Source organism: Flavobacterium sp. CAN_S2 (genome assembly GCF_015752255.1).
Taxonomy (GTDB): domain Bacteria; phylum Bacteroidota; class Bacteroidia; order Flavobacteriales; family Flavobacteriaceae; genus Flavobacterium.
Genome location: NZ_JADOVA010000005.1, coordinates 153,924 through 174,676 on the forward strand (window position 1 = coordinate 153,924; position 20,753 = coordinate 174,676).

Below are 20,753 nucleotides of genomic sequence, written 5' to 3' on the forward strand. Positions count from 1 at the left end.
CCGCTTCGGGATTAATTTCATGAGAAACGTGAAATTATGCTCTACAAAGAAACAGTTAGCAAGGAGATGTGGGAACTTCTCCAAAGGCTTATGAAAGATGAAAAATTGAAAGACTATATATTGGTCGGCGGTACGGCGTTAGCCTTACGACTGGGACATCGCTTATCAGTGGATCTAGATCTTTTTACAACAAAAACTTTTAATTCGCAGATGATGCTCAAATACCTGCATGACACTTACGATGTAAATGAAAAGGAGAGCCAGTTCTTCCCGAACACTGTTCTTACCTACATCGATGATATAAAAGTCGATATTGTTACACACAATTACCCTCTTCTGAATTCCGTGGAAACAGCTGAAGGAGTCCGCATGATTTCCAATGAAGATATTGGAGCAATGAAACTCCATGCGATTCATCAGAGCGGAGACAGGTACAAGGATTTTGTTGACATGTACTTTATGCTTGAACGAGAACCATTAAAGTTCTACCTACAAGCCTATCAGAGAAAATATGATAAGGATCCCTACTGGGCTTCCATAGGTCTGAATACATATGACAAGATTAGTACCTTTGAAGGTATAGATATGCTGAAAGAAAAAGAGCAAAACTGGAAAATTATCCAAAAACGGCTGGAACTGGCAGTAAAAAATCCTTTGTATAAATTTAAATCAGAAAGCCAGGATTTACCGATTAATCCCAACAAAAAGAGAGGATTCCGCAGGTAATTCAGCAAAAAATACTTATATTTGATACTACACCAATTAAAAAAACAATGAAGCCATTAACCAAACATATACCTAATCTTCACCCTAAATTCTTCTGGGATTTTAGATTCGACAGTATTGACTGGGATGGAGGATATAAAATGGTAATTGCCCGTATTGTTGAGCGTGGAGGTCAGGATCAAATTGACGAAATCGTCCGTTTTTATGGTCATGAAAAAGTAATTATTTCTATCCGTGACGAGATTTTCTTTCTTCCCAACTATGCCATTGAGAATGCTCTTAAATTCTTTCCCGAACTCAAAAAGGAAGAGATGTATTGCTATCTCAACCGTAAAGACAAACCCTATCACTGGATTTAGTGAATACCTAAATCCCTAAACGGGTTTTTCTTGGTTTATTTAATTCCTCATCTTTGCTTTGTTCCGTCTTAACGCCAATATTAAGTGGCTGGTTTGTACGCTGTCTCAATGATTCTTTTTCGCTTGGAGTTAAATTGTTCCTGCTATCATTGTTTACATAACGAAAAACCGTTTTTACAGACCCCATTATATCCAAAGGTTTTTCAGGCTTCTGTACTGGCTTTTTTTCACTTTCCTTAATTTTAATAACCAATAGTTTATCTAACAGTCTGTTTAGCCCTGTTTTTGTTGGGTTTTTAAACTGTTTGATAAAATTAGAGAAGAAATTGCTTAACATGTTTCCACCCCTGTCTACCTGCATAAATGGAATTTTCTTTCTATCATCCTTTTTTTTAATTTTCCTCTTTTTTTCCTCTTCAGGTTTTGGAGTTAATAATGGTTTTTTCTTTTTTTTCGGTGTTTTATCTTTATGCTTATCTTTTTTCATGATATTTTATTTTCAGACAAAAGGTAATTATTAGATTTTTAGATTCTTGTTTTTGACACAGTAAGTCTTTTATTGGCATGGCATGTCAGACTTTCTAAGGGTTGAACTTTATATTTTACCCAAAGAAATAATAAAAAGAAAACCAAGGTAGGACGTGCTGGATGAGCCTGTCCAAAAGACTACGGCATAATGGTTTGCTCGTTCCTCACAAACCACCCTTCGGGACTTATTCCGTTTCCTTTTGTCCTGTCTGCATCCCGTCCTTTGAAATTGCTTTCTTTTTCTTTTTTCCGATTTTCTGTTTTCTTTGGAAAAGATATTTTTATTGGTTTTGTGAGGCTCAATTATCTTTTCAAGGTTTGTCTGAAATAAAATCGCAAAGTTTCCGGAAAAACCATAAAAGCATTTTTACATTTTATGCTTTTAAAAACACTTATGCATATAGGCAAATACCTGCAGGCTTGCACACCTGAATACCTGCAAGCCTGCAGTCCAACATACTTGCATGCTTGCATACTTGCATGCTTGCATACTTGAATCCCTGCATACTTGAATCCCTGCATACTTGTATACTTGTATACTTGAATGCCTGTATTTCCTCATGCTTGCTTACTTGCATCCCTGCATACTTGAGCCTTTTCTTGAAAGAAAATATTTTAAGATACAACTCAATTATTGCATCATATAACTCTCCGCAGTCTGCTGGCTTAAACAATAACACTGCCGTATGAGAAGGATCCGATTTATTTAGATATATCTTTAAAATAAATTACTTTATAACCATTACAATAAAAAAAGGGCCTCAAGCCCTTTCCATTAAAACCATATCCAATAATATTTTTGCAGGAAAATAGCAAGTTGTGTTTTGAGCTGCTTGAAATACTTTCCGCAGCTCAAAACCACTTGCCCTTGCAGGGGGCTGGAAAACGTCTCCAAAGTCGGCGTTTTATCAAAATTATTAATGGAAACAGGTTAATTGGAAGCGTTATTATTGTTTTCATTTAAATGTTTTCTATAAAGTATGTCCAGTAGTTCTGCCTCTTCCAATGGAATCAGCATTTCTATTATTCTCAAAAGACTTCCAATATATCTTTCAATATTTACAGTACTCCCTGTACTGAGCTCAATTCCGTCTAAAGCTAATCTTGTTGTTTGAAGTAAATCCGATAGTATACAAAACAGGTCTCTATATCCTTCCACTTTTAATTCAATAGTGTGATTGTCATCTCTAGCTTCTAATGATGGCTTGAGTAGTACAAAATATTGCTCTGGGTTCTCTATGAGCTCATTTAATTTGATTTTATCATTTCCCATAATCTATATTTTTACCAATTAATTATTTATCCAATGATAATGTATCAGTTTTTTCAAACTCTTTAGTTTTTAAAACAAACTTATGAACTGCATCGAATACCTCTCCTTCGTTAATCGGCAATAATTGCACTGCTATTTCTAACAGGGTTTTAAGATGCTTTAGAGGATCTTCAACCTCTGTTGCGTTTCCATTCTCATCATTATAAATAGTATTCAGACAGGTTTTTAATAAATCCTGTACTGCAATAAGCATAGAAGAGTACCTATCAAAAATTATCTTTGCGTTGAAGAGATAATTTTTTCTATCATCAGGTTTCAAAGTAGTAAAGTAACCACATGTGGTTATTTCTTTAATAAAAGCGTCTAGTTCTTTATTTTTATGCGTTTCCATATTATTCATTTTATTTCTCGGGTTCATTTTTCAACTTCATTTAGTCGATCAATTTCATTTTGTATCAATATTTCCGCTTGATTTTTAAAATTTTTGCATCTTTCTTCAACAACCTGATAATATAAATAATCAACATCGTTTGTCTTACTAAAACGTAACGTGTTGGGCTGTTGCTTAAGAAGTTTAAATATGGATTTGTCTTCCAGAGTTTGTCGGGGGAAAAAATCTGCAGTTATGGTAGTAAAGTATTCACAGAGATTAAATAAATAGTCTAATGCAAAATGATTAGGAGTGTAGCCTACAAAGACACGGATCAAAGACAAACAGATTTGCTCCACTATTTGATGAAGAGCGGACATTTTTACTTCATCCGAACTAGAAGCATCATCATCATTATATACCCAGCCCCAGATTGTAGCAATATTATTCCTCCTCCATGCTATGTAATGCGACGTTGATTTTAAATTTCTTTTGGGAGTTTCGCTAATATTTAAATACGGAGGCTTGTTAATATCTTGAAATAACAGCTCTGCGTTCTGCATAATCTGCCAAAAGAAAAACTGCTGGTCTTGGCAGAGGTCTTTAAGACTTTGTACGTGGTGTATAAGAACAGTAGCGGTCAAAGTACCCTGAGTCTTTGCTTTTATCTTATCAGTTATATCACTGACAGCATTATCTTTGGTCTCCTGTACAAAAACTAATAGGTATAAATGACTATGTTCTTTTTGCAGTTCTTTATCAGGATAAATTTTCCTGCTCGAGCTATAAGCTGTTGCATGCCTGCCAAAACAATAAATCGCAGATGTTTTAATGTGGTCTGTAATTACTTCCTTCAACTCTTTTTGCTGTGAAAATTCAATTGCATTCATAATTTTAAATTTTAGTTAATACTTATCCGAAAAATTGTATTTTTGTTCAAAACACACTGCAAGTAAACAATAGATTGTACCGTACCGAACTAAACGGAATTGTATCATACTAATTCAAGCTTGTCTTTTACCTATTTTAAAAAAATTAAAGAATTTTAAATATCTTTGAACTATGAGCACAGCAACAAAACCGAAACATATCGGAAGAAATATCAGCCGAATCAGAGAGCTTAGAGGTATGAAACAAGAAGCATTAGCTATTGCTATTGGTGTAAGTCAACAGTCAGTTTCTAACATTGAAGGAAGCGAAACAGTTGATGAAGAAAAATTAAAAGCAATTTCTGAAGTTCTTGGAGTTTCACCTGAGGCAATTAAAAATTATAGTGATGAAACAGTATTAAATGTTATAAATAATACTTTTACTAGTCATGATAGTTCAACAATTAATGCAATTAATATTCAACCAAATTTTAATCCCCTGGATAAAGTAGTTGAGTTATACGAACGTTTAGTTCAGGCTGAAAAAGATAAAGTCGAGTATTTGGAAAAATTACTAAAAGGAAAATAATCTTTTATAAAAGATATATTAATTCACAGAAAGAGACCCTCATAAGTCTCTTTTTTATTTGTACAATAGATAGTAAATCAAAAAAATCACGCAACATATTAGTATCGCGTATCAATAAAGAATAAACCGATGGATAAAACTATTAAGCTGAGAGTTAAAAAAGAAATTGATAATAGCAGTGAGCTTAAAGTGTTGAAATTAAAAGGCACTCTAATTTCGAAAGGCTACACTGAAATTATTCATATTGCTGATGAAAACACAGAGTATTACCTCAACTCATTTTCCACTTCTCCTGAGAATAAAAAAGAGGTAGAAGATTTTGTCTTAGACTATATCACAAACCATAATCTTGCCGATACTATTACTCTCGTTAGCACAAAGAATTAAAAAGTTTTTGATTACCATAATTTCCTTTGGACATCCACAAAAATCTTCCCGAAAGCAGTTAGAATTTTGTAGATTTAAAAAGTAATATTGTTTGAAAAAGTATACTTATTCTTTTGTTATTTTTTCATTTGATTTTAAGAAGTGTACGCATTCAAAAGACTTTCAAAAAACTCTTCAAAAAAGAATAAAAAGTAAGCTAATTTATTGGACTTCGGCAAGCGAAGTGCAATAGTATCCCATAATCATTGTCAGCATTAAGTAGTTCCAGATTTGTTGAGAATTTATCATTAAGCTCGGTCCCTGTGGCTTCGCAATAAATTTTAAGTTGCTCAAAGGTTAATGACTGCTGATTCGATTTCATTTTGCTGATGGAATTTCGAGTACGTTTTGCAAAAAGTTCATAAATTAATTTTTGAGGCATCGGCTCGACGGCAGTCGAGAAATGTTATGCTTTAGCCAGTCTTTTATTTTTAGTTGAGCCAGTTTGAATCTGAAACACCAACTGCAACACCTTGTTTGTTAATGCTAATATCAATCACACCAGCTTCTTTATAATTTAAAAAAGCAATCATTTCTTTTTCTAAACTATCAGTCAGTTCTTGTTTGTATTCTATGCGATTGACTATTATGAGTTTTAATTTTTTAGCGAATATATTGATTCTTGAATGGATTTCATATCGTGAATAATGGATTTCGCGCCTAAAATGTCATCTACCATTTTAAATAATCCGGAATTTCAAATTCTCTATTTATTGTTTGAACAAATGAAATGCTTTAAAGATTTTGTTTTTCGCACCTTTCAAAGTTATATTATGTGCTGTTTCAAAAGTTGTCATAAAAATTGTTTCTCCTTTTTTTTATTGCTCTTTTTTGTAACGCTAAACCATAAAATTAACCCTAAACATATTACTCTAACATCAAAAGGTATTTGAATATGGTAAATAAAAAATAAATATTTTCCTCAGAGGTTACCTTTTTGTTTTTTCTGTATTAATAAGAAAAAACAAACACTATGGAACTTTCAAACAAACAATCAGAACCAGCAGTTGAAACTGCGAATGACAACCTTCAAACCCAATTGGCTTTATTATCTACCCAAAAAGTAGAACGCGTGCGAAGCTTTAGAGAATATGCTTTTGAAAAAGCAGGATTGAACCGTGGTGATTATCTTTCAATGAAAGCTAATCTGCAATGGATTAAGGAAGGGCATCTAGTTGACGAGACTTATAATGAAAAAGAAGAGCATCTTTTGAAGCAACAAGTTAAAAACAAAATTATTGCAAAAGACGAAGAAAAGGAGAAAGTACATGGCGAGAAAAAAACCGCAATTGAAGTTTGCAAACCTTCCGTTGAGAAAAAAATCAAGGAGTTGAATGATGAAATCCAGCAAACTAAAATCGACTTGACCGAAAACAAAATTGCGACGGGTTATGAGCCAATACGCTTTTGGAGTTATGTTAGTCTGACATTTTTTCTTACACTTTACTTAATTTTCTTTTACGCTTCAAGTATTTATAGTGCCTTTTTTAGAAATCCTGAATCGATGTTAAAAAATGCCGGTGGTGATATTACAATGTTAATTGACTCAATTTTTGATCCGAAAGGAATTTTTACTTTATCTACTGCATTAATATTCTCTTATTTAGGATCTTTCATATTTTTTGCAATAGGAATGGCGCCACACGGGATTTTAAATGGTGATGGTAAGTTTAAAAAAATGAAAGCTGGTTTAGTTATTTTCTTGGCTTTTATTGCAGATTCTGCACTAGCTTTTAAAATAGATAAAGGATTACACGACTTAAAAATAATGGCTGGAATTGCAGATTTAGATTGGAAATTCTATACCAGTATTAATTTTTATTTAGTGCTTTTATTTGGCTTTGCAGCCTATTTGGTTTGGGGATTTACTTATGAAATGATGCTCCAAGAAAAGAATAAAAAAACAGGAGAGGCAAGAGCTGCTTTAATCATTAAAGGGCTAAAAGAGGAAATTAAGACCTTGAAAAACGAGCTACAAGTTTTGGAAGCCAAGATTATAGAATTGGAAACTCAAATTAAAAACATCCTCTCCCAATTGGAACAGTTGAAAAAAGATTTGGAAAGTCGTATGCTTAATCCTGATGCTTTGTCGCAAAACCTAACCAGTTTTTATATGGGATGGCGTCAATACTTGAATGGTACTGAATTGAGTTTGGAGAAAGTGAAATGTGAGGAGACTTTCAATGATTTTATGCAAGCCCAATTTAACCAAGTAGCCCTTCTTAACTAATTTAATTTTTAAAAAATTACAACAATGAAAAATATAGTATATACCCTCAGCCTAGTTATTGCATTTTCTTTAGCATTCACTTCTTGTGGAAATGAAGCCACTCCAATAGTGAAAAAACCATCCAATTACACTGTTGTTTTGGATTTAAGTGATCGTATTCTTTTGCCGGAACAACTCGATAAAGACTTTTATTTGATTGAAAAATATTTTAAAGTTTTCGAAAAAATGGCACGACGCAATTTAGTTCTGAGTTCTAAAGACCGTTTTTCTGTTAGAATCATTCCACAAAAAAATAGCCCATTGAATGTGAATCATTACGAGGATATACTTCAACTTTATCTTGACGAGACTGAGGTTCAAACCAAAAATAAATCATTGACGGAATTGAATCAATCTCTTCCTAAAGTGCTTGAAAACTTAAAGAAAGAGGCTCTTTACGGGAAAGATCCCAGTAATTATTTTGGAGTTGATATTTGGGCTTATTTGCACGATAACGGCAAGGGATTGAGTAAACAGGGTTATGACAATAAAGTATTATTTATAACTGATGGCTACTTCGATTTTGAAAGTCAATCTCATGTGCTTCAGGATAAGAATCAATATACCAGTACCTGTTTTTTGAATGAATTGACAACATCTGACTGGAAACAAATTTCAGAATCAAAAGAATACGGTTTGTTACCTATCCAATTAGAGAAAAACACTAAATGGATTGTGGCCGGAATTTCCGGCAAGAAAGCCAGCGATATCTTGCAAACGGAGAAAATAACTTACTTCTGGAAAAAATGGCTCACTCAGTCTGGAGTTGGCACTTCCCAATTTGTTTTGAACGGTTCGAAAACCGAAATGAGTTCTAGCCTAATAGGACAATTGTAAGAATACGTTTGCCCAAACAATAAAATATCTGAACCTGTTTTTAGATTTATTTGTTTTTTTTGAAAAGACCGTCAGAAATGATGGTCTTTTTTATTTCATATATATGTAAATCAATTGTTTAAAAATTATTTTAAAATAAATACAATTATTAGGGTTACCTTTTTACTGTTCCTGTATTAATAAGTATAAACAAATAATCATTCACCATTTAAAATTTACTTATTATGAAAAAATTACTATTTATTATCGCGATTTTATTTACTACAGCTTTGTCTTTTGCCCAAGTTTCTGTTAGAGGGTATTACAGAAGTAATGGAACTTATGTTCAGCCTCATCAAAGAACTGCTCCTAATTACACCCGAAACGACAATTACAGTACAGTTGGCAATGTGAATCCATACACAGGCAAAGCAGGAACCCAACCCAGAGACGGTTACACTACAACAAGAACCACCTCCAGCAATTACAGTACGCCTACTTATAGGAGTACCAGCACTTATTCAGCACCTGTTTATAGAAGCACTTATACTCCTTCGACATATACAGCACCTGTAAGCACGTATTCGACACCAAGTTATAGCTCAACGCAGACCATTTATACAGGCTCAAGAGGAGGACAATATTACATTAACAGCAACGGAAACAAATCTTACGTCAACAATTAATAAAATCGTTGTCCTATTAAATATTATCAATCTCTTGTTAAATGAAATTAGAGATTGATGCTTTTATCTAAAAAATTAAAAACCCCATTATTATGAAAAAAGTAGTTCTATTATTCAGCTTATTTTTAATGTTATCTTGTTCCAGTTCAGATGACAATGGCAATTCCTCTAACTCTGATTTTTATCCTCCGGCTTGGATTCAAGGCAATTGGATGCAGGAAGGACTTACGAATTATGGCGTTTTGTTTAGTTTTAGTGAAAATGATTTTTGTATGACTAATCTGGGACTTACTAAACAATGTCAGCAAGAATTAGTAAACCAAATGAGACAGCCCGGCAATGCCAATGCCGTTACGGTTACAGAAACTATAACCGCCACAAATTACACAGCCGAAATAAAGTATTTTGCTGGACAATCCGTGATTTATTCCTTTAGAAAATTATCCAATAATAGCATTGAATGGACTACCGTTCCGGGTTCCATATTTATTAAGCAATAATTTTAGATTAAATCAATCTTCTAAACTATTTTGGAAGATTGTTTTTTCTTTAATTGATGAATATTACCGAAAATAATCCCTATTTTGTAACGTTTTTAATACGAACTGCAAAATAAACATAGATGCCAAAGATTAGCTCACAGAAGTTTGGACATTTGACCGATTCCGAACTAGTACAATTGATTCGAGAAAACCACGATTATCTGGGAGAAGCTTATAAAAGATGCAAATCGTATTGCATCCAGTTTATGCGAAAAATGACTAACGGTGCGAAAAATGATTATGAATTGGACGATGTTTTTCACGACTCTATTTTGGTTTTATATGAAAAAATTGTAAATGATAATTTCGAATTAACCGCTTCTTTACAAACCTACTTGAATTCTGTTTGCCGATTTCAATTATTGAATAAGATAGGAAAAGACAAAAAGTATTCAGATTATGATGAACCTATAGGCAAAGATGGCGATGAAGACAATTCAATGAGTTACAATGCGTCCATTACGGATACTTTGGATGAAATAGAAGACCCAAAAGAATCGCAGTTTACAGCTATTGAAAGTGCATTAGAAATAATGAAAGTGGCTGGAGGTCATTGCTATGAATTACTCACTTTGTATTGGTACCATAAAAAATCACATGTAGAAATTGCCCAAATAATGAATTATTCAAATGACAAAACTTCAAAAAAACAGAAGTCTGGCTGTCAAGAAAAATTACGAAAATTGACTTTTAACGAAATGAATAATTAGCAATGAAAACTACTCTTGTAATAAAAGATATCTTGCTCCCAAAACTGGAAAAAGACTTCAAGTTTTCTGCAGAGCAAGTTGATTCCGTTTTTTGGAAAAAATTCACCACAGATTTAGTGCATTTTGAGGAAGATGCCAAACCGTTGTATGCCCTCATTTACAGTTTAGAATTAGACAATCCCGAAAAAATAATTGACAAACTACCCAATATATACACTCAATTCTTAAAAGAACTGGCTGAATGTTATGTCTTGGGACAAACTTCCGAAGCAACCAATTATTTGTTAAAAACGAATAATGAAGCATTTTTTAAAGAAGTTCAATTTTTGCAAACGATGCAACAAGCCATCAAAAGCGTCGAACGCAAACGCATTAAAACCGATTTACCCAAAAGCTATGAACGCTTAACTTTTGAACTTTCGGATGCCGATCTTGCCAACACCATTAAAAAAAAAGGTCGTGAAGATTTGAAAGAAAAGTTCAAGCAATGGGATGATGAATTAGAGAAAGAAAAAAGACCATTGATTTATTATTCTCTTAGTAATGAAAGAGATTCAAAACCTAAACCTAAAGTAATTTCGTTGTCCTGGATGAAGTATGCAAGTATTGCCGCAATTTTTATTATTGGATTTATGATTTGGCAGCCTAATAAGTTATCTAATGACGAGCTTTTTTCCCAATATAATTCTCAAGGATCAATCATTCAGTCCATAGATTATCAAAAAATGGCAACAGTTTCTGAATCAGAAGGCGTAAGAGGTGTTGATTTCTTATTCCAAAATTATACTAAATCAGAAACAAATGAGGCAATGGCTGCCATTGCGTTGTTTAAAAACAACAATTTTGAAAAGTCAAAACAAATACTGATTGCTTTAAGTCCAAAAGAGAAAAAAAATAATCAGCTTTTATTGTTTCTGGCAATAACCCAGCTAAAAACAAATGAAGTAAACGAAGCAGTTTCTAATTTAGAATGTCTCAATGCAATATCTAATTATGAATTTTCAGATGAAGCGAAGTTTCATTTGGCATTGGGTTATATAAAGCAAAATGAAAAGAAAAAAGCAAAGGATTTATTAGTTGCTCTTGTGACTAATGATAGTAAATATTCTATGCCATCACAAGAAATTTTAGATAAGATGAGATGGTTTTAACACTTGATTTTATAAAAATTAAAATAACTAATCTTTTTTATTTATTAGTTTTTCTGTTCGTATTGTACTTAGTTGCAAACTTCTTTTATTTGATTTGGTACATTGCTAACCCAGAAGGGTTTTGGGGATTTAATTATTTTTGGGAATTATCAGTTATTGGGATTACAATTGTAGCTGTTCTGGTTTTTGCTATAATTTTTATTTTAGGAATTTTTGATTCGATGTATAAAGTCATCATTGGAAAAGGAAGCTTCAAAGAGGTTATTAAATTATTAGGAATATTAATTGTAATTATATTTATAACTGGATTTAATTATTTCTATGTAAGAGGATTTTCCCTATACCTTTCAAAAAAGCTATCGGACAAATACAGTTATCTAAAGCAAACAGAAGAATATTTAAACGAAGGGGATAAAGTTGCTGCTTTTGAATACGCAAAATCATCTTTCGTAAAGGAGAATAGCCGAAGTGAAGTTTCAAAATATCTTTTTTTAGCAAGATTGTATAGTGAAACAAATTTTGATAGAAAACAAAAACTAATAGATAAATATTCTGCATTAATCGGTTACGCATATTGTTTAAAGTCAGAACCAAAATTTATTCCTGAATCTGAATCATTATTTAATTCCGCATTAAAATTGATTACTTCTGATTTGGTAAAACTGGAGAAAAATAATTTAGCCATTTTTCCAACACTTTCATTAGCTGAAATTAGTTTAGATAAAGGTAATTATCTAATGGCTGAAAATTATTTTAGCAAACTTTATGAATTAAATAAAACTTCAGACCAAGAAGATATAGATTATATCATTAAAAGTAATATGTTATTTGCTGACCAGGCCTTAAGAGTAGGAGATATTAGCAAGGCAATGGGGCTACAATTAGAAAATCTTACTCTATATGAAAAAACGGATTTAAGTAAAACCTCATCTACCTATTTAGGTCTGCTTTTGCTTGCTACAGCAAGTGAATTGTATTGTCAGAATTTTGAAAAAGCTTCTGAACTATTGTTAAAATCAATTCCTATTGCCGAGAAAAAACAAACGAAAGATGTTTACAGTCTGTATTTATTAATAAAAGCCCGTTATTGTTATTCTTCCGCACTTAACAAACGGGGAAATGAAGCAATACTAGACAAAAACTGGTGGGAAAAAGTGAACGGAATCTTTTCAGATAAACCAAATTTGAATGATGAACTTTTTAAAGAGGCTGAAAATTGCTACACAGAATTAGCCCAAATAACCAAAGAAAAATCAGGAAATAATAGTTTTGAATATGTAAGTAGTTTGAATCAATTAGCAGGTTTTCATAGTAGTATCGGAAATTTTGATTTGGCTCAAAAAAATTACAAGGAAGCTTTATCTGTTTTGAAACCTCACAAAGAAACAAATAAGGATTTGCATTATAGTTTATTATTGAATTCAGTATCTGTTGGATTCAATAAAAATTCAAGTCAATCCACCCTTGAAGAAATTGAAAAATATTATTACCAAAAATTAACAGACAATTATATTTTTCTTACTGAAGATGAGAAAGTGAGTTTCTCGCTAAATACGGAAAGAAAATTTGATATGATAAATAGTATTTACATTAATCAAGCGAATGAAAAATCAGGGGAGAATTTGTATAATAATACGTTAGCATTGAAAAATATTGCGTTGTATTCCAATCAGAATATCCGAGATTATTTAAATGTTGCTAATTCGAGCTTGAAAAAGAACTATCAGAGTCTTTTAGAAGAAAAGGAAAAGCTACTATACTCTAAATCGAAATCAAAAGAATTAGAATTTAATTTAAACAAGAGACAAAGAAGTTTAATTGAACAAATAACATCGGACCCAAATTATCACTTTTTAGATCCTACTGCAATAAAATGGAGAGATTTAAAGAAATCGCTTGAAACAAAAGAAATTGCCATAGAAATGATAAATGTTCCAGTAAACAGAGTTGAAAAAAATGATAAAGGCTATTTCGCATTATTGATAAAGAATAATTCTACTATTCCAGAAGTTATCCCTTTGTTTTTAGAAAGTGAATTGACTACTGTTTTAAATAAAAAAGGAAATACTGAAGAAAGGATAAATTCCATTTATCAACAGAATAACAATAAATTAAGTAATTTGATTTGGAAAAAAATAGAGAATAAAATCTCCCTCAATGACAAGGTTTATTTATCTGTAAGTGGCTTGCTTCATACCATTTCTTTTCCGGCATTATTGAATGAAAAGAAAGTTGATGTAACTTATCTTGGAAGCACGAAAGAGCTTATCGAAATAAAAAAAGAAACTTCTAAAAACAGCAATATTGCATTATTTGGCAACATTAATTATGGCAAGAATAAAAATAACGATAGTATAAAAATACAAGGGAGAAATTCAAGTTTTAATTTATTACCGTATTCTAAAAATGAAGTTAATGGGATAAAGTCAATTTTTGAAGCAGTGGCTTCTAAGAAAGTTTCCGTGTTTACCCAGAATATAGCTTCTGAAGAAAATTTCAGAAAACTCAATGGCCAAAAAATTGATATAATTCATATTGCTACCCACGGATATTATGATGCTTTTAGCAGTGTCCTTAGTAGAGCCGATGACAATAGTAATGAAAATGTTTTGCTAAAAAGTGGATTGGCTTTTTCTAATGCAAACAATAATTCTACAAATACTAAAAATGATGGAATTTTAAACGCCTTTGAAATTTCACAAATGGATTTGTCTAATGTTGATTTAATTGTTTTGTCTGCCTGTGAAACAGGTTTGGGTTCTGACAAAGGTAATGAAGGTGTTTTTGGACTTCAAAGAGCATTTAAATTGGCTGGAGCAAAATCTATGATCGTAAGCTTATGGCAAGTCCCTGACCAGTCAACCTCTGAATTGATGGTGCATTTTTATGAATTTTATTTGAAAGGTTTTTCTAAAAAGGAATCCCTCAAAAAAGCACAGGAAATCATCAAAAGTAAATATCAATCGCCTTATTATTGGGCTGGTTTTATGCTTATTGAATAATTAAATAAAAATATTTATGACTAAAATTATGATTAGGGTTATCGTTATTGCACTTATATTAATGCTTTTTGGTTTTAATGGTGCTGCATCAAGTTTGTTGGGTGGAATGCTTTCAGTTGTTAAATGGATTTTTATAATTGGAGGGATTGCGTTTGTAATTTTTATGATTTTTAGCAAGAAAAATAATTAATATTCTTCCTCTTCAAGACTAATTAAAACCCAAGGAAATTTGTCTTGGGTCGGACAATCGCCTGAAAGAGTTCCACATTTTTCTATAAATTGGTTATAAGTCCATATTATTGCATCTCTTGTACAAAAACATTCTTCACAATCAATGTCCGAAGATTTGTGATTTTCCTTTTCGTGTTCGTCTATAAATCTTTCAATCCAATTCATATTTGGAAAAATTAATTTAACATCATATTTATTGAAATTAAAATTCTCTGTTTTAATTCTCCATTCTCTTTCCCAAGTAAAATCAATTTTTTGTTCAAAATCATAAGTCACATATCTCCAATTTATATTTGGATTATTTTTTTCTCGTTCATACTCTTCTTTTTTAGAATAAATAACAGGCCTGCCATCATTTTCAAAAATAGTTTTTTTACTAAATTGAAATCCAAATGGAGCATAACGATTAAAATATTTTGGATTTAAACTTTTGTTAATTGATAAACAATTTACTGGAGCTTCAGTGAAACAAACACATTTGTGCTGTCCTAATATCATACCTTTGCCACCTTTTAATATTCTTGACTTTAATATTTCTTTAAATACAGTATATGATTTTTCATAATCTATAATCCCACTTTCGAAGACTTTAGTAAAATGTATTAAATTTGATGAATGATCTATTCGGCTCATTATTTTGAAATATTTAATAATTGATTACTTTGATAGTTTTCTAAAATTTTAATTACATCATTTTTATCAATATACTTAAAAAAAAGTTTTTTGATTTTAAAATGGGAAAAGTGGTCATTTTCATTTATGTGGTTTACTAATTTCGTCAATAAACTTAAATCAAAATTTACGACTGATTTATTCCGTCCAATCCATTCCCAATCCCATTTGTCTTCATACTTTTTTAATAGTTCAACTGACCAAGTAATATTTCTATTGAAGCTTAATTTCCCCCAATTTATATAATCTTCATATTTATCAATATCATCTATTGTCCATTCATAAAATTGACTAAAAATTTCCCAATCTAAAATATCTTTTACATAAAAAATTAAATTTGTGTCAAATTTTTCTGTTGAAATTTTTCTGTTGAATTGATAATCAACAAAATAACTCGTTAATGGATGATTGGATTTACAAAAATCATCCGAATGAAAAGAGGGTTCTCTATGAAAAAACAAAAAATCTTTTTGAAATTTACGTTCATACTTCTTGTAAAAATCAATTGCCCAAGGCAAGAAAGTATTCATTCCTAATATCTTCCAATCCCAATAATCGTTATATAATTCAATTAATTCTTCTGACCATTGCAAATTTGGATTTAAGCTAAAAACTTCCCAATCAATTTTATTTTTATATTTTTCAATTAATTCAGATGTCCATTCTATAGAATTGTTATAGGTTAATAATTTCCAATCCCATTTATTTTCAAACTTCTCTATTAATGAATAGTTATTTTTAAAGTTTGTATCTCTACTTAGATGAGGCCAAACAAAATTTCTATTTATTGAATCTAATAATTCTTCGTCAATTACAATTTCAGCATCGTAGTAAATGTTAGTATAAGTTCCATCGGAATAATGTGTTTCGAATATTCTAATATACGTTGGAATACCATTTTTTCTTTCAATCTTAATAATATCATCCCAAGTCCAATTATATTTAAATCTTTCAATTAGCTTATCTGTTAAGATCAGCTTTTTACTCTTACTTAAATCATCCCAATTAATTTTTTCTTGAAAAATTTCTAAATTTTCTATCGTGTATGATTTTAAATTTTCCCAATCTAAAACTCCTATATTATCTCTAATAAATTCTTTAGGAAATAATTCAATGTCGACATAAGATAGGTTTTCAATATCAATTTTGTCTTTAAATTCCTTATATAAGGTTAATGTCAACTTCAAACTGGTATCGTCATTAAAAAATACAGAATTAAAATTTAGATAATCTGAATACTTATGCAATAGACTTTCACTCCATTCAATACTCGAATTTTGACTGATTGATTCCCAATTAATTAATTTAAAATACTCATCAATTAATTCTTCAGTCCAAACTACGGAATCATTGCAGCACAAGGCAGACCAATTTAATTTGTATTTAAATTTATCTATCAACTTTTCGGTTAACGGAAATCTACCGCTGATAATTTGAATTATGTCATAATTATTAGCAACTGTTTCAATTAAAAACTTTTTAATTCTTTCTTTTTCAGAATCACTTAATTTTAAACCTAACAACTTCTCGCCAATAGTGATTTGTCTTTCAAAATTGGCTAAAGAATTATTGATTGAAACTATCTGCTTGTTGTTATTCTCCATAACTGACTTTATCGTATTTATTTTGTAAAGATTCTAAAACCCTAGTGAATTTTTGTTTTGAAAGTAGAAAATGTGCTTCCCAATCATCTAAATTCCCGATTTTTTGATACACATCACTTATTTTTAGTTTGTGAAGGGATTCTACTAATACTTTCCTTTTTAATTCTAATTCTTGCTTTATTATGAGCAGTTTGTCCTTCTGGGTAATGGTTTCTCCCTGAGATTTAAAAATTCCTTTTTCAAGGTTTGCCAATATGTCATTTACCTTTTCAAGATCATTATTGTCATAGGCTGTTTTCAGTTCCGTAAAAACTCTTTGTGCCTGTTCTTTTTGTCCATCAGTTACTTTGTCCGGATGGCATAGTTTGGTAGCCTTCCGATAGTTTTGTTTCAGCTCTTTTAGTTTTTCCTCATTCAATTCAAATGGCTTCGGTTCTTTTAAATTTTCTTCATACGATTTAGAAAAATCATCATAATCACTAGATGCCTCATTGTATTCTTTTTGCTTTTCCTCGTTTTCTTTGTCCTGTTCCACATCAAATTTTGCTAATTGCTTTTTTAGAAGAAGAATCTTTTTTATTAAATCGCCAAGTTCTATATTATACTGTGATTGATAGTTACTAATAAGTTTTTCTATATCCGTTTTTTCATCTTCCAAACTTGAAACTTGAAATTCTAGTCCTCTTATTTCCAATTGCAAGGCAGGAACCAATGGATCTTGATAAATTGTAATTTGCTTGTATATTCGTGTAAACTCTTGTATTGCATTGACGGCACTACTGAATTCTTTCTTTTTACAAAGATTTAGGATAGAACTGATTGTTGCTGTTTTTTCATCAGTTGCTTTTTTAAGCAAAAGACTTTTGATTTTATCAGACTGATAATTTATATCTTCTTCGTCCTCCAATCGAATAACATTTAGCAAGGTTTCTAATCGGATAATAACCTTTCCCCAATCTATCTCAACGTTTTCTTTATTGAAATATTTATTGATGATTTTGTCAAATTCTTGATTAAAATCAAAAATCAAATTATCGTCTTCCTCAATAACGGTAATACTTTCGTGATTAGATTTTGCTTTCTGTGTCCAATTGTAAGAACCCGTAATAAGAACTCGATTGTCAATAATGCAGAACTTGTTGTGCATTAAGGCTTCATATTTATATCCCTTGCCAATCCAATATAAACTTCCTTCGTTTTGTTTCAGCTTCCTAAAATCAATACTACTATCTTGATTGATTTCGTGATTAGCGATGATTAATTCTACTTTAATTCCATTTTTTGCTTTTTCACAAATAATGTCAAATAGTTTTTGGTCCGTAAACCAAGCTACTGCAAGTCGAATACTTGTTTGGGATTCTTGTAAACGAATTTCAATTTGTTTATGGATTTTTTCGAAGTATGCTTGTGATTTCATTTAGAATTTTATTGAAAAATAAATGATAAAGATAGTATTTCTACATTTTGAACGTTAATAATTTGTCCTATTTTCTTATGAATTAAGGAGATCCATTTCTTCTTTGTCCAAATATCCATTGCAAACACCAAACTCTATTAGTTGATTGTCTTCAAAGTCAAAAAAGAAAGCAATCTGGCAGGCATATATCACGCCGTTCATAGGTATTGGAGCTTGTTTGTGTTGGTAGGTCCATTTATAGACTTTTACGGTTTTTCCAAATTCGCAAAACAGACATTTGGAATCAAACTGTGTCACTTTTAAAAGTTCTGTTCCTTTATGTGGTCTGTTCCAACTGCCCATACTGTTTTTAATCATTTCTAAAACCTCTTCATAATCTTCCACAAATGACAAGTCGTATTTGGTAAAAAGCTTTGTAAAAAGATCAAGTTCCATTGTTTTACAAGCCGTTTCGATATCTTTTAAAAATGCTTTTGTCATTTCTGGAGTAAAATAGTCTTTGTCTAAAATAATTTTTGTGTTGCTCATAATTTTCCTCTTTATCATTAATATGAAATTAACCAAAAGGTAACCTTATTATTTAACTGAATAGGTTTGTGGATTCTAAATTACCTTTTTATATAGGATTGGTGGTGTTTTTGAAAACTGATAGAATGGATTACTTTGTCAATATCTTTATTCACATTGTCCCTATTTTAGCTTATCAAAAAATGTCAAAATTGGGATTAGGTGTTAGATTGTAGCCCATGACAGCCCGAAGAAAGACAAACAACGCCATTGGATTACAATGGCGTTATTTTTTTAAACATACTTCAAAAATTACTTCGCCTAATTTTTTGGATCAACTCCAAAACCTAATTATCACCAAAACAAATATCAATTTATTAAAAAACAACAATCGTAGTATTATGTTTTGTACACTATTTTAAAAAGACACCCTTGCTTATTTAGCACATATACAGCAATAAAGAGGTAGATATGCGCTATAAAGTAGCGTCTATAAACAAGTTGGTGGTCAGCTTAAATGACGACCTCGTTGAAAAACAAGTAAATAAAAATGAAAACAGTAGTATTAGTAATTTTAGCAGTATTGCTGGTTTTACTTGTGTGAGGGTTTACAATGTTTATGTATAATAGTGTTAAAGAAATCATTTTTCGCTACAAGCACAAAAAAGATTATAAAATTTTAGAATCTCAATTAAATAATATATTGCAGAAACAAAAGTACCAAAAGCTATCACAAGGGTCAAATATAACATCCAAGTATTTGTTGAACGAACAGATGCATTCGTTAGCATTATTGACTTATTCAAACTTAATTGGTTCTCAAGTATCTCTTTATTCTGCTGTTCGGTAGATAATTCAGCGTAATACTTATTAACATATCCTGTAAACTCTAAACCATTTATGGTTAAAGAATAGTATTTAATTTCAGAATTTGGAAAACCCTCTATTTCAGAAAGTTCTTCATTTTCTTTTACAAGCCCATCTTTAATCAAAATAGGAAGATAATTATTGATTTGAAAATCTTTCTTATAAAGAAAATAAAAATCATCAGTAGTAAAAAGAATAGTTATTTCGTGAGCAGTTAGTTTTTTATTTTGAGTTTTAAGTATTGAAATTATTTTATCTAAAAATTCTAAAGAAAGAATATTCATAATAAAATTACTTTTTAGTCCAAATTACAACCCAATTTATGTGTGTGTCATCGATTATTGTTGCAGTCGACTTATTAGTTGTGTGTAAATCTATTGTGGCGATATTTCCATTAAGAGTATAAGTTCCTTTTTGATTTCCTGCGGAATAATAAAAAGTAAAATCACTATTGAATTGAATTGTTAATTTTTGTCCCCCTATTTCATCATTTTTCCAAGTTCCAATAAATGGATTATTTCCACTATCATCATTTGAGCAAGAACTTAGAATTAAAAACAGGCATAAAATTATTGCTTTTTTCATAATACTTAAAGTTTAAGATTAATATTCAACAACATTACAACGTAATAATTAATAAACTTTACGGGTTTCCGTAAAAAACTAAAATAAAATGACAACATTAATAAGAGAAGAGATTCTTGAAACAACAGAGGACAAAATTGTAACTGCATTTATTAGAGAGTTCTTAATGAACAACCCTTTAGCCGTTCCTTATGAAATAACAAAAGAGAATTTAAACGTAGCAATGGAAAAACTAAAAGTAATAACAAATGGTTTTCCAAAAGAGATAGACATACTAAAGATTAAGTAACTCTGAATACATTATTTTTAAAAGTCGCAAAGTATCAGCTTCTTTTTCAGGTATGGATTTATGATAGTCTAACCAAACTTGGGTCATTCCAAAAGTTTCCATATACATTTTTGAAACTTTTTTACTGTTATTTAGAAATTCTTCTGAATAAACTTTATGTTTTGAGGCTTCTTCGTAAAAATGAGAGACAACTTTTTTGGTTAAATCATTCATAATAAAAGGTGTGAGATTAAAAACCAAAAGTAATAAAAATAAAGTTAAATTA

At 30.8% G+C, this 20,753-nt stretch carries 25 protein-coding genes; 13 read left to right on the top strand and 12 right to left on the bottom strand.

All coding sequences use genetic code 11. The annotated features are described in order from the left end of the window. The first annotated feature begins 36 nt into the window (after positions 1 to 36). The gene (locus IWX80_RS14510; RefSeq protein WP_113633766.1) at positions 37 to 726 is read left to right on the top strand and encodes a nucleotidyl transferase AbiEii/AbiGii toxin family protein; all 690 of its coding nucleotides are present in this window, start codon (positions 37 to 39) and stop codon (positions 724 to 726) included. Between the two features lie 47 nt (positions 727 to 773). Continuing rightward, the gene (locus IWX80_RS14515; RefSeq protein ID WP_184166310.1) at positions 774 to 1,085 is read left to right on the top strand and encodes a DUF6922 domain-containing protein; all 312 of its coding nucleotides are present in this window, start codon (positions 774 to 776) and stop codon (positions 1,083 to 1,085) included. Between the two features lie 7 nt (positions 1,086 to 1,092). On the opposite strand, the gene IWX80_RS14520 is transcribed toward IWX80_RS14515, so the two are convergent. The 5 genes from IWX80_RS14520 to IWX80_RS14540 form a co-directional block, all read right to left on the bottom strand. Then, positions 1,093 to 1,572, bottom strand: a complete 480-nt coding sequence (locus IWX80_RS14520; RefSeq protein WP_196854072.1) for a hypothetical protein — start codon at positions 1,570 to 1,572, stop codon at positions 1,093 to 1,095. 179 nt (positions 1,573 to 1,751) lie between these two features. Further along, on the bottom strand, positions 1,752 to 1,916 hold the full coding sequence (locus tag IWX80_RS14525; protein ID WP_165930014.1) for a hypothetical protein: 165 nt from the start codon (positions 1,914 to 1,916) through the stop codon (positions 1,752 to 1,754). A gap of 628 nt (positions 1,917 to 2,544) precedes the next feature. Further along, positions 2,545 to 2,886, bottom strand: coding sequence for a hypothetical protein (locus tag IWX80_RS14530; RefSeq protein WP_196854073.1), 342 nt, complete (start codon positions 2,884 to 2,886; stop codon positions 2,545 to 2,547). Positions 2,887 to 2,908: 22 nt separating this feature from the next. Next, complete coding sequence (locus IWX80_RS14535; protein ID WP_196854074.1) at positions 2,909 to 3,277, bottom strand: hypothetical protein; 369 nt, start codon at positions 3,275 to 3,277, stop codon at positions 2,909 to 2,911. A 23-nt stretch (positions 3,278 to 3,300) separates the two neighbouring features. Continuing rightward, the gene (locus tag IWX80_RS14540; RefSeq protein ID WP_196854075.1) at positions 3,301 to 4,146 is read right to left on the bottom strand and encodes a hypothetical protein; all 846 of its coding nucleotides are present in this window, start codon (positions 4,144 to 4,146) and stop codon (positions 3,301 to 3,303) included. A gap of 172 nt (positions 4,147 to 4,318) precedes the next feature. Between IWX80_RS14540 and IWX80_RS14545 the strand changes: the two genes are divergently transcribed. From IWX80_RS14545 to IWX80_RS14590, 10 genes are all read left to right on the top strand, one after another. Beyond that, positions 4,319 to 4,714: a helix-turn-helix domain-containing protein gene (locus IWX80_RS14545; RefSeq protein ID WP_196854076.1), complete on the top strand. Its 396-nt coding sequence runs from the start codon at positions 4,319 to 4,321 to the stop codon at positions 4,712 to 4,714. A gap of 129 nt (positions 4,715 to 4,843) precedes the next feature. Continuing rightward, a complete protein-coding gene (locus tag IWX80_RS14550; RefSeq protein WP_196854077.1) occupies positions 4,844 to 5,101 on the top strand; it encodes a hypothetical protein in 258 nt (85 codons plus the stop codon). A gap of 1,012 nt (positions 5,102 to 6,113) precedes the next feature. Beyond that, positions 6,114 to 7,370, top strand: a complete 1,257-nt coding sequence (locus tag IWX80_RS14555; RefSeq protein WP_196854078.1) for a coiled-coil domain-containing protein — start codon at positions 6,114 to 6,116, stop codon at positions 7,368 to 7,370. A gap of 24 nt (positions 7,371 to 7,394) precedes the next feature. Continuing rightward, a complete protein-coding gene (locus IWX80_RS14560) occupies positions 7,395 to 8,246 on the top strand; it encodes a hypothetical protein (protein ID WP_196854079.1) in 852 nt (283 codons plus the stop codon). 224 nt (positions 8,247 to 8,470) lie between these two features. Continuing rightward, positions 8,471 to 8,911: a hypothetical protein gene (locus tag IWX80_RS14565; protein ID WP_196854080.1), complete on the top strand. Its 441-nt coding sequence runs from the start codon at positions 8,471 to 8,473 to the stop codon at positions 8,909 to 8,911. Positions 8,912 to 9,003: 92 nt separating this feature from the next. Then, the gene (locus IWX80_RS14570; RefSeq protein ID WP_196854081.1) at positions 9,004 to 9,411 is read left to right on the top strand and encodes a hypothetical protein; all 408 of its coding nucleotides are present in this window, start codon (positions 9,004 to 9,006) and stop codon (positions 9,409 to 9,411) included. 122 nt (positions 9,412 to 9,533) lie between these two features. Beyond that, entirely contained in the window at positions 9,534 to 10,163 is a 630-nt protein-coding gene (locus IWX80_RS14575) for a sigma-70 family RNA polymerase sigma factor (RefSeq protein WP_196854082.1), read from the top strand. Positions 10,164 to 10,165: 2 nt separating this feature from the next. After that, the gene (locus IWX80_RS14580) at positions 10,166 to 11,314 is read left to right on the top strand and encodes a hypothetical protein (RefSeq protein WP_196854083.1); all 1,149 of its coding nucleotides are present in this window, start codon (positions 10,166 to 10,168) and stop codon (positions 11,312 to 11,314) included. An 89-nt stretch (positions 11,315 to 11,403) separates the two neighbouring features. Next, the gene (locus tag IWX80_RS14585) at positions 11,404 to 14,316 is read left to right on the top strand and encodes a CHAT domain-containing protein (RefSeq protein WP_196854084.1); all 2,913 of its coding nucleotides are present in this window, start codon (positions 11,404 to 11,406) and stop codon (positions 14,314 to 14,316) included. 16 nt (positions 14,317 to 14,332) lie between these two features. Next, entirely contained in the window at positions 14,333 to 14,506 is a 174-nt protein-coding gene (locus IWX80_RS14590; protein ID WP_196854085.1) for a hypothetical protein, read from the top strand. Here the strand turns inward: IWX80_RS14590 and IWX80_RS14595 are convergent. The 6 genes from IWX80_RS14595 to IWX80_RS14620 all read right to left on the bottom strand — a co-directional run bounded on the left by IWX80_RS14595 (position 14,503) and on the right by IWX80_RS14620 (position 20,199). Further along, positions 14,503 to 15,180 carry a hypothetical protein gene (locus IWX80_RS14595; protein WP_196854086.1) on the bottom strand — a complete coding sequence of 226 codons (678 nt, stop codon included), beginning with the start codon at positions 15,178 to 15,180 and terminating at the stop codon, positions 14,503 to 14,505. The genes IWX80_RS14590 and IWX80_RS14595 overlap by 4 nt on opposite strands. After that, positions 15,180 to 16,823, bottom strand: a complete 1,644-nt coding sequence (locus IWX80_RS14600; protein WP_196854087.1) for a hypothetical protein — start codon at positions 16,821 to 16,823, stop codon at positions 15,180 to 15,182. The genes IWX80_RS14595 and IWX80_RS14600 overlap by 1 nt, the downstream gene beginning before the upstream one ends. Continuing rightward, positions 16,813 to 18,240: a phospholipase D-like domain-containing protein gene (locus IWX80_RS14605; protein WP_196854088.1), complete on the bottom strand. Its 1,428-nt coding sequence runs from the start codon at positions 18,238 to 18,240 to the stop codon at positions 16,813 to 16,815. Before IWX80_RS14605 ends, IWX80_RS14600 begins: the two co-directional genes overlap by 11 nt. A gap of 75 nt (positions 18,241 to 18,315) precedes the next feature. After that, on the bottom strand, positions 18,316 to 18,768 hold the full coding sequence (locus IWX80_RS14610; RefSeq protein WP_196854089.1) for a hypothetical protein: 453 nt from the start codon (positions 18,766 to 18,768) through the stop codon (positions 18,316 to 18,318). 620 nt (positions 18,769 to 19,388) lie between these two features. Continuing rightward, complete coding sequence (locus IWX80_RS14615; RefSeq protein ID WP_196854090.1) at positions 19,389 to 19,898, bottom strand: hypothetical protein; 510 nt, start codon at positions 19,896 to 19,898, stop codon at positions 19,389 to 19,391. 7 nt (positions 19,899 to 19,905) lie between these two features. Continuing rightward, complete coding sequence (locus IWX80_RS14620; protein ID WP_196854091.1) at positions 19,906 to 20,199, bottom strand: hypothetical protein; 294 nt, start codon at positions 20,197 to 20,199, stop codon at positions 19,906 to 19,908. 88 nt (positions 20,200 to 20,287) lie between these two features. On the opposite strand from IWX80_RS14620, the gene IWX80_RS14625 reads away from it, so the two are divergent. Beyond that, positions 20,288 to 20,488 (top strand): hypothetical protein, encoded by a 201-nt coding sequence (locus IWX80_RS14625; protein WP_196854092.1) that lies wholly within the window; start codon positions 20,288 to 20,290, stop codon positions 20,486 to 20,488. Here IWX80_RS14625 and IWX80_RS14630 read toward each other — a convergent pair. Continuing rightward, entirely contained in the window at positions 20,474 to 20,701 is a 228-nt protein-coding gene (locus tag IWX80_RS14630; protein ID WP_196854093.1) for a hypothetical protein, read from the bottom strand. The two genes, IWX80_RS14625 and IWX80_RS14630, sit on opposite strands and share 15 nt — an antisense overlap. Between the last annotated feature and the right edge of the window lie 52 nt (positions 20,702 to 20,753).